General features: G+C 72.2%; 14 protein-coding genes. 5 read left to right on the top strand and 9 right to left on the bottom strand.

The genetic code is table 11. The annotated features are described in order from the left end of the window. Positions 1 to 15: 15 nt before the first annotated feature. On the bottom strand, positions 16 to 669 hold the full coding sequence (locus tag ACIA5A_RS22790) for a TetR/AcrR family transcriptional regulator (protein ID WP_396765704.1): 654 nt from the start codon (positions 667 to 669) through the stop codon (positions 16 to 18). An 84-nt stretch (positions 670 to 753) separates the two neighbouring features. Here ACIA5A_RS22790 and ACIA5A_RS22785 point away from each other — a divergent pair, with 84 nt between their 5' ends. Further along, positions 754 to 1,926: an acyl-CoA dehydrogenase family protein gene (locus ACIA5A_RS22785; RefSeq protein WP_396765701.1), complete on the top strand. Its 1,173-nt coding sequence runs from the start codon at positions 754 to 756 to the stop codon at positions 1,924 to 1,926. Here ACIA5A_RS22785 and ACIA5A_RS22780 read toward each other — a convergent pair whose 3' ends face one another. Together ACIA5A_RS22780 and ACIA5A_RS22775 are read right to left on the bottom strand one after the other, a co-directional pair. Further along, complete coding sequence (locus tag ACIA5A_RS22780) at positions 1,927 to 2,964, bottom strand: aminotransferase class V-fold PLP-dependent enzyme (RefSeq protein WP_396765699.1); 1,038 nt, start codon at positions 2,962 to 2,964, stop codon at positions 1,927 to 1,929. 584 nt (positions 2,965 to 3,548) lie between these two features. Beyond that, entirely contained in the window at positions 3,549 to 4,940 is a 1,392-nt protein-coding gene (locus ACIA5A_RS22775) for a cation:dicarboxylate symporter family transporter (RefSeq protein ID WP_396765696.1), read from the bottom strand. Between the two features lie 108 nt (positions 4,941 to 5,048). Here ACIA5A_RS22775 and ACIA5A_RS22770 point away from each other — a divergent pair, with 108 nt between their 5' ends. Beyond that, positions 5,049 to 6,635, top strand: a complete 1,587-nt coding sequence (locus ACIA5A_RS22770) for an ATP-binding protein (RefSeq protein ID WP_396765693.1) — start codon at positions 5,049 to 5,051, stop codon at positions 6,633 to 6,635. Continuing rightward, on the top strand, positions 6,632 to 7,309 hold the full coding sequence (locus tag ACIA5A_RS22765; RefSeq protein ID WP_396765690.1) for a response regulator: 678 nt from the start codon (positions 6,632 to 6,634) through the stop codon (positions 7,307 to 7,309). Before ACIA5A_RS22770 ends, ACIA5A_RS22765 begins: the two co-directional genes overlap by 4 nt. A gap of 6 nt (positions 7,310 to 7,315) precedes the next feature. Here the strand turns inward: ACIA5A_RS22765 and ACIA5A_RS22760 are convergent, their stop codons facing one another. Both ACIA5A_RS22760 and dnaE read right to left on the bottom strand, forming a co-directional pair. After that, a complete protein-coding gene (locus tag ACIA5A_RS22760; RefSeq protein ID WP_396765687.1) occupies positions 7,316 to 8,212 on the bottom strand; it encodes a hypothetical protein in 897 nt (298 codons plus the stop codon). A gap of 38 nt (positions 8,213 to 8,250) precedes the next feature. Further along, positions 8,251 to 11,784: a DNA polymerase III subunit alpha gene (dnaE, locus tag ACIA5A_RS22755; RefSeq protein WP_396765684.1), complete on the bottom strand. Its 3,534-nt coding sequence runs from the start codon at positions 11,782 to 11,784 to the stop codon at positions 8,251 to 8,253. A gap of 183 nt (positions 11,785 to 11,967) precedes the next feature. On the opposite strand from dnaE, the gene ACIA5A_RS22750 reads away from it, so the two are divergent. Together ACIA5A_RS22750 and ACIA5A_RS22745 are read left to right on the top strand one after the other, a co-directional pair. Beyond that, the gene (locus ACIA5A_RS22750; protein WP_181567732.1) at positions 11,968 to 12,309 is read left to right on the top strand and encodes a PadR family transcriptional regulator; all 342 of its coding nucleotides are present in this window, start codon (positions 11,968 to 11,970) and stop codon (positions 12,307 to 12,309) included. After that, positions 12,306 to 13,247, top strand: coding sequence for a permease prefix domain 1-containing protein (locus ACIA5A_RS22745; RefSeq protein WP_396765681.1), 942 nt, complete (start codon positions 12,306 to 12,308; stop codon positions 13,245 to 13,247). The genes ACIA5A_RS22750 and ACIA5A_RS22745 overlap by 4 nt, the downstream gene beginning before the upstream one ends. Positions 13,248 to 13,310: 63 nt before the next feature. Here the strand turns inward: ACIA5A_RS22745 and ACIA5A_RS22740 are convergent, their stop codons facing one another. The 4 genes from ACIA5A_RS22740 to pdxS all read right to left on the bottom strand — a co-directional run bounded on the left by ACIA5A_RS22740 (position 13,311) and on the right by pdxS (position 16,394). Continuing rightward, positions 13,311 to 13,871, bottom strand: a complete 561-nt coding sequence (locus tag ACIA5A_RS22740; protein ID WP_396765679.1) for a GNAT family N-acetyltransferase — start codon at positions 13,869 to 13,871, stop codon at positions 13,311 to 13,313. 114 nt (positions 13,872 to 13,985) lie between these two features. Then, positions 13,986 to 14,735, bottom strand: coding sequence for a YebC/PmpR family DNA-binding transcriptional regulator (locus ACIA5A_RS22735; RefSeq protein ID WP_091067368.1), 750 nt, complete (start codon positions 14,733 to 14,735; stop codon positions 13,986 to 13,988). A 134-nt stretch (positions 14,736 to 14,869) separates the two neighbouring features. Continuing rightward, a complete protein-coding gene (pdxT, locus tag ACIA5A_RS22730; RefSeq protein WP_396765674.1) occupies positions 14,870 to 15,475 on the bottom strand; it encodes a pyridoxal 5'-phosphate synthase glutaminase subunit PdxT in 606 nt (201 codons plus the stop codon). 7 nt (positions 15,476 to 15,482) lie between these two features. Next, a complete protein-coding gene (gene pdxS, locus ACIA5A_RS22725) occupies positions 15,483 to 16,394 on the bottom strand; it encodes a pyridoxal 5'-phosphate synthase lyase subunit PdxS (RefSeq protein ID WP_396765671.1) in 912 nt (303 codons plus the stop codon). Positions 16,395 to 16,403 lie beyond the last annotated feature (9 nt).

The raw sequence follows: 16,403 nt of genomic DNA, 5'->3' as shown, positions 1-16,403 counted from the left end.
GGTGGAGCATCGACGCTACCCCGGCCCGCCGGCCCGCTCCAGCGGGGTGACCGTTGCCGCGTACTCGGCGGCGAGGCCGTGCAGCAACGCGTCCAGACCGAGCGCGAACGCGCCCTCGTCGACGCTGCGTTGGTGGCCGGGGAGCCGGTGGGCCTGGTGCAGGTGCGGGTGCGCGGCATAGAGCGACGGGTCCTCGACGAAACCACGGGCGAACGAGCCGAGCGCCGAGCCGGCCACGAAGTAGCGCATCGCCGCGCCGATGTGGGTGGCCCGCGCGGGCGGCCATCCGGCCCGGACCAGGGCGCCGTAGACCGCGTCGGCCATCGCGAGCGCGGCCGGCCGGCGGCCCGGCCCCCGGGCCAGGTACGGGACGACGTGCGGGTGGGCGGCCAGCGCGGCCCGGTAGGAGCCGGCCCAGCGGCGCAGCGCCTCGTCCCAGTCGTGCCTGTCGAACGCGCCCACGTCGACGGTCGCGGTGACGCTGTCGGCCACCGCGTCCAGGATCTCCTCCTTGGTGGCGAAGTGGTTGTAGAGCGAGGGACCGCGTACGCCGAGCGCGGCGGCGAGCCGCCGGGTGGAGAACGCGTCCAGCCCGTCCGCGTCGATCAGCGCGAGCGCGGTCTCGACGATCCGCTCCCGGGTGAGCAGGGCCTGTCGGGGTCGTGGCACCTCGTCATCATCCTCCCTTCCGCCTCTGGACGGCGGAAAACTTCCAGCGCTAGTTTAGGGGCGACGTCGACCCGAGGGGGCACCGTGGACTTCGCACTGTCCGACGAGGAACGCGCGGTACGCGACACCGTGCGCGCGTTCGTCACCCGCGAGGTGATGCCGCTGGAGCCGGAGCTGCTGCGCCGCGAACGCGCCCACCAGCCCGGCCTGGACCGCTCCGAGCTGCGCGAACTCCAGCTCAGGGCGAAGAAGTTCGGTTTCTGGGGGCTGGCCACCCCCGAGTCGTACGGCGGCATGGCGCTGCCCGCGGTCATGCAGTCGCTGATCTGGACCGAGCTGGGCCGCACCTTCGTGCCGTTCCGGTTCGGCGGCGAGGCGGACAACATCCTGTTCCACGCCACCGAGGAGCAGCAGCGGGAGTTCCTGCTCCCCACCATCGCCGGCGACCGCATCTCCTGCTTCGCCATCACCGAACCGGGGGCCGGCTCCGACGCGGCGAACATCAAGCTGCGCGCCCGCCGCGACGGCGACGACTGGATCCTCGACGGCGAGAAGACGTTCATCACCAACGGCAACGACGCCGACTTCGCCATCGTGGTGGCGGTGACCGACCCGGAGAAGGGCGCCCGGCGCGGCGGCGCGACCGCGTTCCTGGTCGACCGGGCGATGGGCTGGCGGTCGGAGTTCATCCCGACCATGGGCGAGGGCGGCCCCGCCTCGCTCGTCTTCGACGGCGTACGCGTGCCGCACCGCAACATCCTCGGCGAACTCGGTCAGGGCTTCACGCTGGGCATGGAGTGGATCGGCAAGGGCCGCTACACCATCCCGTCGCACGCGGTGGGCATCGCCGAACGGGCACTGCAGATGGCGATCGACCACGCCAACACCCGGGAGACGTTCGGCGCGCCGATCGCCACCAACCAGGCCATCCAGTGGATGATCGCCGACTCGGAGACCGAGCTGGAGGCCGCCCGCTGGCTGATCCTGCGCTCCGCCTGGACGGTCGACCAGGGTCTCGACCCCCGGCATGCCTCGTCGATGGGCAAGCTCTACGGCGCCGGCATGGTCAACCGGGTGGTGGACCGGGTGCTCCAGATCCACGGCGGCATGGGCTACACCCGCGAGCTGCCGATCGAACGCTGGTACCGGCAGGTGCGGCTGTACCGGATCTTCGAGGGCACCGACGAGATGCAGCGGCTGATCATCTCGCGGGACCTGCTCCGCGGCTACACGAAGATCGGCGGCCACCTGGCCTGATCACCCGGTCAGCGCGTCCAGGGCCAGGTCGACGTCCGCCTCGGTGGTGTAGAGGTGGAACGAGGCGCGCACCCGGCCGGCCCGGACCGCCGCCCGCACGCCCGCCGCGGCCAGCTTCTCCTGCGCGCCCGGCACCTCGACGCTGACGATCGCGCTGTCGCCCGGCGGCCGGCCCAGCCCGGCGAGGAACCGGTTGGCCAACGCCACGTCGTGGTCCCGCACCGCCGCCAGGTCCAGGTCGGCGAGCAGTTCCAGCACCGGGGCCGCCCCGGCGTAGCACAGCCACGACGGGGAGAGGTCGAAGCGGCGGGCGTCGTCAGCGAGTCGCAACGGCGTGCCGTAGTAGGAGGAGTGCGGGTCCTTGCCGGCGTACCAGCCCGCCGCGTCCGGACTCAGCCGCTCGCGCAGCTCCGGCGCCAGGTAGGCGAAGGCAGCGCCGCGCGGCGCCATCAACCACTTGTACGCCCCGACCAGCACCGCGTCCGCCCGGGCGGCGTCGAACGGCAACCAGCCGCACGCCTGGGTCGCGTCGACCACCACGAGCGCGCCGTGCGCCCGGGCCGCCGCGACGATCCCGTCGTACGCCGCGACCGTGCCGTCGGCGGACTGCACCAGGCTGAACGCCACCAGGTCGGTGTCGGCGTCGATCGCGTCGACCAGCCCGGCGAGCGGGACGGTGCGGACCCGCACCCCGCGTTCCTCCTGCACCAGCCAGGGGAACAGGATCGAGGTGAACTCCCCCTCGGGCACCACCACCGTGGCGCCCGACGGCAGCGCCGCAGCGATCGGCGCGACCAACTGGGAGACGGCGGCGCCGATGCTCACGTCGACCGGGTCCACGCCGACCAGCCGGGCGAACGCGGTCCGGGACCTGTCGACCGACTCGTCCCACACCTCGAACGACACCCGGCCGGTCCGCCAGTCGGCGAGCACCTGCTGCACGGCGTCCCAGACCGGGTCGGGCGGCAGCCCGTAGGTGGCCGTGTTCAACCAGCCCGGCTCCGGCCGCCACAACTTCTGCGCCTGCTCCAACTCCATACCCGCGACGCTAACCACCCCCCTCCCGCCCCAAAACCGCCAATCCCACCCCCGTGGCCCCTCGCTCCTCGCCCTCGCTCCTCGCCCTCGCTCCTCGCCCACGCTCCTCGCCCACGCGCCTCGCCGATCTTGCACTTGCGGCCCCCGGCTCGCCCCTTTTCACCCCTTCTGCCGGGGCGCAAAGCGCAAGATCCACGGCATGGGAAGGACGGAGCGCTATCGATTCGCTCGCCCCGTGAGCCGGCAGACGAGATGAGGCGAGAGCGGTATACCTCTGAGTCATAGAAATGACTCAGAGGTATACCGGCGAGAAATGATGTGTCGTCCGTCGAGCACCCCAGGGCCGGACGATCGTCGAGCTCGGCCAAGGTGGGGCCGAGCCGGCCAGGCCGGACCAAACCCGGACGGGCCGGGCCGAACCCGGACGGGCCGGGCCGAACCCGGACGGGCCGGTCCGGGCCGAACCCGGGACGAGACCGAGCCGGACCAAACCCGGACCGAGCCGGACCGAGCCGGACCGCACCCGGACCGAGCCGGACTGAACCCGAGCCGGGGCGGGACGGGGCGGGGCGGGACGGGGCGGGTCAGGTGGCGGAGCCGGCCAAGGGGCGTTCGGCGGCGGGCGGCGGAGCGGCTTCGTCGGCGGGTTCGTCGTCGTGCTCGTCGACCATGCTGGACTCGTCGAACGGCCGGTCCCCGGCCAGCACGGCGCGGGCCTGCTCCCGGTCGAACTCGCCGGTCCAGGTGCCGACCAGGACGGTCGCGACGGCGTTGCCGGCGAAGTTGGTAAGCGCCCGGGCCTCGGACATGAACCGGTCGATGCCGACGATCAGCCCGACGCCGTCGACCAGGTCCGGCCGGTGCGACTGCAGGCCGCCGGCCAGCGTGGCGAGTCCGGCGCCGGTCACGCCGGCCGCGCCCTTCGACGCGATCACCATGAACACCAGCAGCGAGATCTGCTCGCCGACCGCCAGCGGCTTGCCCAGCGCGTCGGCCACGAAGAGCGAGGCCATGGTCAGGTAGATGGCGGTGCCGTCCAGGTTGAACGAGTAGCCGGTGGGGACCGTGATCCCGACGACCGGCCGGCCCACGCCGACGTGCTCCATCTTGGCGATCAGTCGAGGCAGCGCCGACTCCGACGACGAGGTGGAGAGGATGAGCAGGAACTCGCGGCCCAGGTAGCGCAGCAGGGAGAAGATCGAGATCCCGGCGATCAGGCGCAGCAGCAGGCCGAGCACCACGATCACGAAGATCAGGCAGGTGGCGTAGAAGCCGAGCATGATCTGCGCCAGGCTCTTCAGCGCGTCCAGGCCGGTGGCGCCGACCACGGCCGCCATCGCGCCGAACGCGCCGATCGGCGCGAGCCACATGATCATCGCCAGCACCTTGAAGACCAGGCGCTGGAGCACGCCGACCGCCCGCAGCACGGGTTCGCCCCGGCTGCCCAGGCTCTGCACCGCGAAGCCGACCAGCAGCGCGACCAGCAGGGTCTGCAACACCTCGCCCTCGGTCAGCGCGGAGACCAGCGTGGTCGGGATGATCCCGAGCAGGAAGTCGACAGTGCCGCCGCTCTCCTCGCCGGCCGCGGACCGACCCGCGTCGGCGACGTCCGGGCCCAGGTCCAGGCCCGCTCCGGGGTGGATGATGTTGCCGACCACCAGGCCGATCGCCAGCGCCACGGTCGACATGACCAGGAAGTAGCCGAGTGCCAGGCCGCCGACCTTGCCGACCTTCGCCGCCTGGCGTACGGAGCCGACGCCCAGCACGATCGTGCAGAAGATGACCGGGCTGATCATCATCTTGATCAGGTTCACGAAGCCGGTGCCCAGCGGTTTCAGGGCCTTGCCGACGTCGGGTGCGACGAGGCCGACCACGATGCCGGCGACGACGGCGGCGATGACCGCCAGGTAGAGGTACCGGGTACGGTCCCGGCGGGCGGGCCGGACATCCGAGGGGGTGGGGGTGGTGGTGTCCATTTCCACACTGTGAAGCAGGTCTCACCGGACCGCACGATTGCGTTCATTCTGTTCACCCCGGGGACGCGCCGCCGAAACGGCGCCGGGGCGGTGCGCCACACTGGCACGGTGGCGCGGCGGCAGTGGAGCATCGCGGGGCAACTCTTCGCCCTCCAGGCGGTGGTGGTGACGCTGCTCGTGCTGGCCGGCGCCGGCGGCGCGGTCTGGCTCGCCCGCAGCGACTCCCAGCAGGCCGCGCAGGACGAGGTGCTGGCCGTGGCACAGGCCGTCGCCGGCTCCCCCAGCGTCCGCGCGGCCCTCACCGCCGCCGACCCGGCGGCGACGCTCCAGCCGTACGCGGAGGCCACCCAACGGGCCACCGGAACGGACTTCGTGGTGGTGATGGCGCCGGACCGGACCCGCTACTCGCACCCCAACCCCACGCTGATCGGCCGCCCGTTCATCGGCGACATCGGCCCGGCGCTGGCCGGCGAGCCGTTCACCGTGACGAACGTCGGCACGCTCGGCGAGTCGGTGCGCGCGGTCGTCCCGGTGTACGGCGACGGCCGGCGGATCGTCGGGCTGGTCTCGGTAGGCATCACCACCCGGGCGATCAACCGGAAGCTGCTCGCCCAGGCGCCGGTGCTGCTCGGCTCGGCGGTGCCCGCGCTGGCGCTCGCGGCCACCGGCTCGTGGCTGCTCAGCCGTCGCCTGCGCCGGCAGACGCACGGGCTCGGGCCGGCCCAGATGACCCGGATGTACGAGTACTACGACGCGGTTCTGCACTCCGTCCGCGAGGGGCTGGTGGTGCTGACCCGGGACCGCCGGGTGGCGCTGGTCAACGACGAGGGACGGCGGTTGCTCGGGCTGGCCGAGGAGGCACCGGTCACCGACCGGCCGGTGGCCGCGATCGACCTCCCGCCGGCGGTGGCGGAATTGTTGGCGGCCGGCCGGGACGCGCACGACGAGCCGGTCCTGGCCGGGGACCGGGTGCTGGTGGCCAACCAGCGGACCACCCGGTTCGAGGGCGCGGCACTCGGCACCGTGCTGACCCTGCGCGACCAGACCGAGCTGCGCAACCTGGCCAGCGAGCTGGACTCGGTACGCGCGCTGACCGAGGCGTTGCAGGCGCAGACGCACGAGTCGGCGAACCGGCTGCACACCGTGCTGACGCTCGTCGAGCTGGGCCGCACCGACGAGGCGGTCCGGCTGGGCACCCGCGACCTGGCGCTCGCCCAGCAGCTCACCGACCGGGTGGTCGGCGCGGTGACCGAGCCGGCCCTGGCCGCGCTGTTGCTCGGCAAGTCCGCGCGGGCCGGCGAGCGCGGGGTGGACCTGGTGGTCGAGCCGGACTGCCGCCTCGACGGCAGCCCGCTGCCGGGCACCGACCTGATCACCGTGGTGGGCAACCTGGTCGACAACGCGCTCGACGCGGTGGCCGCCACCCCGCCGCCGCGCCGGGTCCGGGTGTTCGTCGGCGCGGACGCCCACGAGTTGGTGGTCCGCGTCGGCGACACCGGCCCGGGGCTCGCCTTGGACCGGGTGGCGGACGCGTTCCGGCGCGGCTGGTCGACCAAGAGCGCCGGCCGGGGGCTCGGCCTCGCCCTGGTCGGGCAGGTCGTCCGCCGGCACGGCGGGACCACCGACGTGACCCGCACCGAGGACTCCGAGACCGTCTTCACGGTCCGCCTGCCGTTGCCCGGGGCGGACCGGTGACCGCGGACGTGCGGGTGCTGGTGGTGGAGGACGAGCCGCTGCTGGCCGAGGCGCACAAGGCGTACACCGAACGGGTGGCCGGCTTCGTCGTGGTCGGCGTGGCGCACACCGGCCGGGACGCGATGGCGGCGCTGCGCTCCGGCGCGGGCGTCGACCTGGTGCTGCTCGACTTCCGCCTGCCCGACCTGCACGGGCTGGAGGTCTGCCGGGCGCTGCGGGCGGCCGGCAGCGGCGTCGACGTGCTGGCCGTGACGTCGGCGCGCGACCTGGCCGCGGTGCGCACCGCGGTCTCCCTCGGGGTGACCCACTACCTGCTCAAGCCGTTCACCTTCGCCGCGTTCCGGGACAAGCTGGAGCGCTACGCCGAATACCGCCGGCAGGCGCTGGCCGGGGGCGAGGTGGCCGCGCAGCACGAGGTGGACCGGATGTTCGCCACGCTGCGCGGGGCGGCGGCGCACACCCTGCCGAAGGGGTTGGACGAGCAGACGCTGCACGCCGTGCTGGCCGCGCTCGACACCGGGGGGCGGTCGGCGGCCGAGGTCGGCGCGCGCACCGGCATCTCCCGGGTCACCGCGCGCCGCTACCTGGAATACCTGGTCTCCGCCGACCGCGCGGTCCGCACGCCCCGCTACGGCGCCCCGGGCCGCCCGGAGATGGAGTACCGGCCGACCTGATCCGGCTCAGTCGGGCGCGGGCAGGCCGGCGAGCGTGGTCGCCATCTCCGCCCGGACCCGGGGCAGCGACCAGCCGGCCAGCTCGGGCAGGCCGTGGCGCGCCCGCAGCCGCCGCACGGCAGCCAGGCCGACCAGGTAGCCGCAGCGCCGGGGCAGGTCGCCGCGCAGCGGCGAGTCCCGCATGAGGAAGTACGCGGCGTGGTGGTCCGGGTCGACGGCGTCGAGGTCGGCGCGGACCCGGCCGAGGATCTCCGGCCAGCGGCGGCGGCACTCGTCGAACCACCGCCGGTGGCCGGGGCGACCGAACCAGAGGTACGCCTCCGGCGGCCGGCCCGGGTCGAGTTCGGCGCTGACCTGGGTGGCCAGCCCTTCGGCGAAGAGCTGGTTCGCCACCCCGTGCGACGGCCAGTCGCGGATCCCGGCCCGGCGGTCGTGCACCACGTGCGCGGCCTCGTGCCGCACCAGCAGCCCGACGTCCTCGTCCGGGCCGAGCTGTTCCACGGCGAGGAAGAGCGCGTAGCGGCCGTCGAGGTCGTCGGCCCAGCCGTTGGCCAGGTGCAGCCCGACCAGCACCACGCACTCGACCGGCCCGCCCTCGCCGGCCCAGCCGAGCGCGCCGGCCACGTCGGCGACGCCGGCGGGCAGCAGCGCGCGTACCGTCTCGGCTCGGGTTGCCAGGTCGGCCGTGCGGTCGCGGAGCCCGGCCACGGCGGCGGTCACGCCCGCCGGGTCGGACCAGTCGCCGTCGCGGTCGAGCACGCCGAACACGTCCGGGTGCCGGGCCAGGTAACCGGACCGCCACCGCTCCGGCCAGCGCCCGGCCGGCGCCCGCCGGCAGTCGCGGAGGCAGGTCAGGGCGTCGGGGACCAGGTCACGCACGCGCAGCAGGTCGGGGGGCGGCATCCCTGCGATGCTGCCCGATCACCGCCCGTCCCGCACGGTCAGCTCACGTTGGCCGGGCCCAGGACGCTCTTCAGGTCGCCCATCAGCGCGGTGGTCGCGGCCACCCGGAACGGGCCGAGGCGCAGCGTGGTGACCTTGCCGCCGTTGAGCAGCTTGACGTGCACCTCGGTGTCGCCGGGGTGCAGCACCAGGGTCTCCTTGAGCCGCTCGACGAGCGGCGGGGTGCAGCGGTGCACCGGGATGGTCAGCGTGACCGGCTTGTTGGCCGGGTTGCTTGTCACGTCCGGCATGGACATGTCCATCGCCATGATCCGCGGGGTGTCGTCGCGCCGGTCCACCCGGCCCTTGACCACCACGATGGCGTCCTCGGCGATGTACTGCCCGATCACCTCGTAGGTGTTGGGGAAGAACAGCGTCTCCACGCCGCCGGCCAGGTCCTCCAGGGTGGCCGAGGCCCACGCCCGGCCCTGCTTGGTGACCCGGCGCTGCACCCCGGAGAGGATGCCGGCGAGCGTGACGACCGCGCCGTCGGGCACCGTGCCCTCCTCGGAGAGCGCGGCGATGGTGGTGTCGGCCGCCGCGCCGAGCACGTGCTCCAGGCCGAACAGCGGGTGGTCGGAGACGTAGAGGCCGAGCATCTCCCGCTCGAACGCCAGCTTGTCCCGCTTGTCCCACTCGCCGTCGCCGATGACCGGCATGACCGTGGTGCTGCCACCGACGTCGGCGTCGCCGAACCCGGCGCCGAAGAGGTCGTACTGGCCGACCGCCTCCTTGCGCTTGACGTCGGCGTACGCGTCGATGGCGTCGGCGTGCACGGCCAGCAGGCCCTTGCGCGCGTGGTTCAGCGAGTCGAACGCGCCGGCCTTGATCAGCGATTCGATCGTCTTCTTGTTGCAGGCGACCGCGTCCACCTTGGACAGGAAGTCGTAGAAGTCGGCGTACTCGCCCTTCTCCTCGCGGCAGCGCATGATCGACGCGACCACGTTCGCGCCGACGTTGCGCACCGCGCCGAGACCGAAGCGAATCTCCTTGCCGACCGGGGTGAACGGCCCGGCGGAGGTGTTCACGTCCGGCGGGAGGACCTGGATGCGCATCCGGCGGCACTCGGACAGGTAGAGCGCCATCTTGTCCTTGTCGTCGCCGACGGAGGTGAGCAGCGCCGCCATGTATTCCGCCGGGTAGTGCGCCTTCAGGTAGGCGGTCCAGTAGGAGACCAGGCCGTACGCGGCGGAGTGCGCCTTGTTGAACGCGTAGCCGGCGAACGGCACCAGCACGTCCCACACCGCCTGGATGGCGTCGTCGGGATAGCCGTTCGCGCGGCAGCCGTCCCGGAACGGGACGAACTCCTTGTCCAGGATCTCCTTCTTCTTCTTGCCCATCGCGCGGCGCAGCAGGTCGGCCTGGCCGAGCGTGTAGCCGGCGAGGATCTGCGCGGCGCGCTGCACCTGCTCCTGGTAGACGATCAGGCCGTGGGTGGGGGCGAGGATCTCGCGCAGCGGCTCCTCCAGCGCCGGGTGGATCGGGGTGATCTCCTGGAGGCCGTTCTTGCGCAGCGCGTAGTTGGTGTGCGAGTCGACGCCCATCGGACCGGGCCGGTAGAGCGCCAGGACGGCGGAGATGTCCTCGAAGTTGTCCGGCTTCATCATCCGCAGCAGCGAGCGCATCGGCCCGCCGTCGAGCTGGAACACGCCGAGCGTGTCGCCCCGGGCGAGCAGCTCGTACGCGGCCTTGTCGTCCAGCGGCAGGCCGAGCAGGTCCAGCTCCTTGCCGTGGTTGAGCCGGATGTTCTTCACCGCGTCGTCGATGATGGTGAGGTTGCGCAGGCCGAGGAAGTCCATCTTCAGCAGCCCGAGCGACTCGCACGTCGGGTAGTCGAACTGCGTGATGATGACGCCGTCGGCGTCGCGCCGCATCAGCGGGATGTGGTCGATGATCGGCTCGGCGGACATGATGACGCCTGCGGCGTGCACGCCGCTCTGCCGGATCAGCCCCTCGATGCCCTTCGCGGTCTCGATGACCTTCTTGACGTCCGGGTCGGTCTCGTAGAGCCCGCGGATCTCGCCGGCCTCGGCGTAGCGCGGGTGCTTCGGGTCGAAGATGCCGGACAGCGGGATGTCCTTGCCCATCACGGCCGGCGGCATCGCCTTGGTGATCCGGTCGCCGACCGCGTAGGGGTAGCCGAGGACCCGGGCCGAGTCCTTGATCGCGGCCTTCGCCTTGATCGTGCCGAACGTGGCGATCTGCGCGACCTTGTCCTCGCCCCACTTGTCGGTCACGTACTTGATGACCTCGCCGCGCCGACGCTCGTCGAAGTCGATGTCGACGTCGGGCATCGAGACACGCTCGGGGTTGAGGAACCGCTCGAAGATCAGGCCGTGCGGGATCGGGTCCAGGTCGGTGATGCCCAACGCGTACGCGACGAGTGAGCCGGCCGCCGAGCCACGACCGGGGCCGACCGCGATGCCCTGGCTCTTCGCCCACTGGATGAAGTCGGCGACCACGAGGAAGTAGGACGGGAAGCCCATCTGGATGATGACGCCCAGCTCGTACTCCGCCTGGACGACGTGGCCCTCCGGGATGCCGTTCGGGAAGCGGCGCTTGAGCCCGACGAACGTCTCCTTGCGGAACCAGGACTCCTCGGTCTCGCCCTCGGGGATCGGGAAGCGCGGCATCAGGTTGTGGAACGTGAACATCCCGGTCGGGTCGACCTTCTCGGCCACCAGCAGCGTGTTGCGGCAGCCCTGCTGCCACAGCTCGGAGGAGTCGACGGCGCGCATCTGGTCGGCGGACTTGACGAAGTAGCCGCCGCCCTCGAAGCGGAACCGGTTGGGGTCGGCGACGTTGCTGCCGGTCTGCACGCAGAGCAGCACGTCGTGCGCCTCGGCCTGCGCCTCGTGGGTGTAGTGCGAGTCGTTGGTGACCACCGGCGGGATGTCGAGCTTGCGGGCGATCTCGGTGAGCCCGTCGCGGACCCGGCGCTCGATGTCGAGGCCGTGGTCCATGATCTCCAGGAAGTAGTTGTCCTTGCCGAAGATGTCCTGGTAGGCGGCGGCGACCTTGAGCGCCTCGTCGAACTGGCCGAGCCGCAGCCGGGTCTGCACCGCGCCGGACGGGCAGCCGGTGGTGGCCATGATGCCCTCGGCGTGCTCGGCGATCAGCTCCATGTCCATCCGGGGCCACTTGACGTAGTGGCCCTCCATCGAGGCGCGGGAGTTGAGCCGGAACATGTTGTGCAGGCCGGTGCGGTTCGCCGCCCACATGGTCATGTGGGTGATGGCGCCGTTGCCGGAGACGTCGTCGCTCTTCTGCTCGGGGCGCCCCCACTTGACCCGGGCCTTGTGGAAGCGCGACTCCGGCGCCACGTACGCCTCGACGCCCAGGATCGGCTTGACCCCGGCGGCCATGGCCTGCTTGTAGAAGTCGTTCGCGCCGTGCATGTTGCCGTGGTCGGTGATCGCGACCGCCGGCATGCCGAGCCGCGCCGCCTCGGCGAAGAGGTCCTTGAGCCGGGCCGCACCGTCGAGCATCGAGTACTCGGTGTGTACGTGCAGATGCGCGAACGAATCGCCCATGCGTGGCGCCCCCCGGGTTGTGGATCAAGCTGCGTCGGAGTCGACCGACCCACCCTACCGAGGCGATCTCGCCGGCTCCACCGTCCGCGCCGAGGGTGGTCCGGGTCTCTCCGGACACTGGTTCGTGCCACACGACGGTGTATCGACTTGCAATGGTGTGTGGCACACACTATCGTGTGACGCATGGTCAGCGACGAGGTCCTCCGGACCCACCTTCAGGAGCTGCGGCGCGGCACGGTCGTCGTCGCCAGCCTGGTGGCGCTCCGCCGCCCCGACTACGGCTACGCCCTGCTGCAACGGTTGGCCGCGCACGGCTTCGCGGTCGACGCCAACACGCTCTACCCGCTGCTGCGCCGCCTGGAGGATCAGGGGCTGCTGACCAGCGAGTGGAACACCGAGGAGAGCCGGCCGCGCAAGTTCTACCGCACCAGCGACGACGGCGAGACGGTGCTCGGCCGCCTGCTCGACGACCTGACCGCGGTGCGGACGTCCGTCACCCAACTGATCGAAGGAGTGGGGCGATGAGCTCCCTGACCGACCGCTACGTGGCGGCCACCCTGCGGACCGTGCCGGCGCCCCGTCGCGCCGAGCTGGCCGAGGAGCTGCGCGCCTCCATCGCCGACATGATCGACGACCGGACCACCGGCGGGCAGGACCACGCCGCCGCCGAGCGCGAGGTGCTCACCGAGATGGGCCGCCCCGAGCAGCTCGCCGCCCGCTACAGCGACCGCACGCTTCAGCTCATCGGCCCGCGTTACTACCTGCTCTGGTGGCAGGTGCTGCGCACCATGCTCACCTACATCCCGGCGGCGGTCGGCGTGATCACCGGTCTCGTCACGGCCACCGTCGGCGACGAGCCGGGCCGGGCCATCGGCGCGGCGATCTCGGTCGCGTTCCAGACCGCGGTGCAGGTCGCCTTCTGGGTGACGCTGAGCTTCGCCGTCCTGGAGCGCACCCGGGCTCCGCTGGGCCTGCCCGAGTGGACCGTCGACCAGCTCCCCGAGGAGACCGGCGACCGGCAGATCGGCCAACCGGACAGCGTCGCCTCCGTCGTCTTCCTGCTCGGCACCGTCGCGGCGATCGTCTGGCAGCACTTCCAGCACTGGATCGGCGACGGCACGCGGCTGCCCGTGCTCGACCCGGCACTGTGGAGCTTCTGGCTCCCGGCCCTGATCGTGGTGCTCCTCGCCACCGTCGGCCTGGAGGTCGCGAAGTACCGGGCGCGGCGGTGGACCTGGCCGCTGGTGGCGGTCAACGCGCTGCTCAACCTGGCGTTCGCCGCGCCGGTGGTCTGGCTGCTGCTGACCGACCGGATGCTCAACCCGGAGCTGGTGGACAGGTTCACCTGGCTGCGCGACGGCGGCGCGGACGACGTCGCCCGCATCGCCGCGGTGGTGACCGTGGTGATCGCGGTCTGGGACGTGGTGGACAGCGCGGTCAAGGCCCGGCGAGCCGCCCGCTGAGACCGCAGACGGCCCGGCGCCGCCCGTCGAGGGCGCGCGCCGGGCCGTCGGGTACGCCGCCCGTCAGACCGCCGCCCGCCACTCCCGGGCCAGCACGGCGTACACGGCCTCGTCGGTCCACTCGCCCTTGACGAACTCGTTCTCCCGCAGGTGCGCCTCGCGGCGCATGCCCAGCCGTTCCAACACCCGGGCCGAGGCCGTGTTACGGGCGTCCAGCCGGCCCACGATCCGGTGCAGGCCCAAGCCCTCGAAGCCCAGCCGCAGCAGCTCCCGGGCCGCCTCCGTCACGTAGCCGTGGCCGGTGTGGTCGGGATGGGCCACGTAGCCGATCTCGCCCTGCCGGTGCTCCGCGCTGGTCCAGGTCAGCAGCACGTCGCCGACGAACTCGCCGGTGCCGGCGAGCGTCACGGCCAGGTTGAGCACGTCGCCCTCCGCGCGCAGGGCGGTGCGCCGGACCAGCCGGTCGATCGCCGCCCGGGCGGCGGCGTCGTCGTAGGGCTGGTGGTAGAGGAAGCGGGTGACCTCCGGGCGGCCCCGGTAGTCCCGGACCACGGCGAGGTCGTCGGCGGTGAAGGCCCGCAGCACCAGGCGGTCGGTGCGCAGCGGCAGATCGGGTACGAGCATCCCGGCAGGGTACGCGCGACCGAGGGTCGCCCCCACGCGGTTTTCCGCTGGCGGAGACGACGAACGCCGGGCACCCGGTTGAGGGGTGCCCGGCGCCCGGCCCGGCGCGGGTGGTCAGCCGACCGCGGCCATCACCTCGTCGGAGACGTCGAAGTTGGCGTAGACGTTCTGCACGTCGTCGCAGTCCTCCAGCACGTCGATCAGCTTGAAGATCTTGCGCGCGCCCTCCTCGTCCAGCGGCACGTTCACGCTGGGCACGAGCGACGACTCGGCCGACTCGTACTCGATGCCGGCGTCCTGGAGCGCGGTGCGCACCGCGATCAGGTCGCCCGGCTCGGAGATCACCTCGAACGCCTCGTCGAGGTCGTTGACCTCCTCCGCGCCGGCGTCGAGGACGGCCATCATCACGTCGTCCTCGCTGGTGCCGGCCTTCGGCACGATCACCACGCCCTTGCGGGAGAACATGTACGACACCGAGCCGGCGTCGGCGAGCGAGCCGCCGTTGCGGGTCAGCGCGGTGCGCACCTCGGTGGCGGCGCGGTTGCGGTTGTCGGTCAGGCACTCGATCAGCATCGCCACGCCGCTGGGGCCGTAGCCCTCGTACATGATCGTCTGCCAGTCGGCGCCGCCGGCCTCCAGGCCGGAGCCGCGCTTGACCGCGCGGTCGATGTTGTCGTTCGGGACCGAGTTCTTCTTCGCCTTCTGGATGGCGTCGAAGAGGGTGGGGTTGCCGGCCGGGTCGCCGCCGCCGGTGCGGGCCGCCACCTCGACGTTCTTGATCAGCTTGGCGAACATCTTGCCGCGCTTGGCGTCGATCACGGCCTTCTTGTGCTTGGTGGTCGCCCACTTTGAGTGGCCGGACATCTGAGTACCTCCGTTAGTGATCCACGCCTGCGTCGACAGCCCACGCCGGAGCCGAACCCGGCAATCCTACCGAGCGGACGTCACCGCGCGTCACTCCCGTCACCACGACCGGCACGGCACGTGCCGGCGGTCGGTCAGGCGGCGGCCCGGACCACGTCCACGAAGAGTTGGTGCAGACGCAGGTCACCGGTCAGCTCGGGGTGGAACGAGGTGGCCAGCAGGTTGCCGTGGCGGACCGCGACGATCCGCCCCTCGGCCGGGCCGTCGGTGACCCGGCCCAGCACCTCGACGTCCGGGCCGACCCGCTCCACCCACGGCGCGCGGATGAAGACCGCGTGGAACGGCTCGCCGTCGATGCCGGTGACCGCCACCGGGGCCTCGAACGAGTCCACCTGGCGGCCGAACGCGTTGCGCCGGACCGTCATCGGGATCCCGGCGAAGCCGCGCTGGTCGGGGCGGCCGTCCAGCACCTCGGTGGCCAGCATGATCATGCCTGCGCAGGAGCCGTAGACCGGCATGCCGCCGGCGATGCGCTTGTCGATCGGCTCGCGCATCTCGAAGATGTCCACCAGCTTGCTGATCGTGGTCGACTCGCCGCCGGGCACCACCAGGCCGTCGACGGCGTCCAGCTCGCCGGGGCGGCGCACCGGGCGGGCGTCGGCGCCCGCGCCGGTCAGCGCCGCGACGTGTTCGCGTACGTCGCCCTGCAACGCGAGCACGCCGATCACGGGTACGGTCACGCCCGGCTCACCAGCCGCGCTCGGCGAGGCGGTGCGGCTGGGGGATCTCGTCGACGTTGATGCCCACCATCGCCTCGCCCAGGCCGCGCGACACCTTCGCCAGCACGTCCGGGTCGTCGTGGAAGGTGGTCGCCTTGACGATCGCGGCGGCCCGCTGCGCCGGGTTGCCGGACTTGAAGATGCCCGAGCCGACGAAGACGCCCTCGGCGCCGAGCTGCATCATCATGGCCGCGTCCGCCGGGGTGGCGATGCCGCCGGCGGTGAACAGCACGACCGGCAGCTTGCCGCGCTCGGCGACCTCCTTCACCAGCTCGTACGGGGCCTGCAGCTCCTTCGCCGCGACGTACAGCTCGTCGGCCGAAAGATTCTGGAGCCGGCGGATCTCCTGCCGGATCTTCCGCATGTGCGTGGTGGCGTTGGAGACGTCCCCGGTGCCCGCCTCGCCCTTCGAGCGGATCATGGCGGCGCCCTCGGTGATCCGGCGCAGCGCCTCGCCCAGGTTCGTCGCCCCGCACACGAACGGGACGGTGAACGCCCACTTGTCGATGTGGTTGGCGTAGTCGGCCGGGGTCAGCACCTCGGACTCGTCGACGTAGTCGACGCCGAGCGCCTGGAGGACCCGCGCCTCGACGAAGTGGCCGATGCGGGCCTTGGCCATCACCGGGATCGAGACGGCGGCGATGATGCCGTCGATCATGTCCGGGTCACTCATCCGGGACACGCCGCCCTGGGCGCGGATGTCGGCCGGCACCCGCTCCAGCGCCATCACGGCCACGGCGCCGGCGTCCTCGGCGATCTTCGCCTGCTCGGGGGTGACCACGTCCATGATCACACCGCCCTTGAGCATCTCGGCCATGCCCCGCTTGACGCGGGCGGTGCCGACGGCGGGATCGGTGGTCGGGGCGGTGGATTCAGACACGGGTCATCG

The sequence above is a fragment of the Micromonospora sp. NPDC051300 genome (genome assembly GCF_044455315.1).
Classification (GTDB): Bacteria; Actinomycetota; Actinomycetes; order Mycobacteriales; family Micromonosporaceae; genus Micromonospora; species Micromonospora robiginosa.
This window is presented reverse-complemented; position numbering and strand designations above follow the sequence as displayed.

Bases quoted from the DNA above. Each gene is read 5' to 3' on its own strand.
- ACIA5A_RS22780 (WP_396765699.1), bottom strand. From the start codon at position 2,964: ATGGAGTTGGAGCAGGCGCAGAAGTTGTGGCGGCCGGAGCCGGGCTGG.
- ACIA5A_RS22775 (WP_396765696.1), bottom strand. From the start codon at position 4,940: ATGGACACCACCACCCCCACCCCCTCGGATGTCCGGCCCGCCCGCCGG.
- ACIA5A_RS22760 (WP_396765687.1), bottom strand. From the start codon at position 8,212: ATGCCGCCCCCCGACCTGCTGCGCGTGCGTGACCTGGTCCCCGACGCC.
- dnaE (WP_396765684.1), bottom strand. From the start codon at position 11,784: ATGGGCGATTCGTTCGCGCATCTGCACGTACACACCGAGTACTCGATG.
- ACIA5A_RS22750 (WP_181567732.1), top strand. From the start codon at position 11,968: ATGGTCAGCGACGAGGTCCTCCGGACCCACCTTCAGGAGCTGCGGCGC.
- ACIA5A_RS22745 (WP_396765681.1), top strand. From the start codon at position 12,306: ATGAGCTCCCTGACCGACCGCTACGTGGCGGCCACCCTGCGGACCGTG.
- ACIA5A_RS22740 (WP_396765679.1), bottom strand. From the start codon at position 13,871: ATGCTCGTACCCGATCTGCCGCTGCGCACCGACCGCCTGGTGCTGCGG.
- ACIA5A_RS22735 (WP_091067368.1), bottom strand. From the start codon at position 14,735: ATGTCCGGCCACTCAAAGTGGGCGACCACCAAGCACAAGAAGGCCGTG.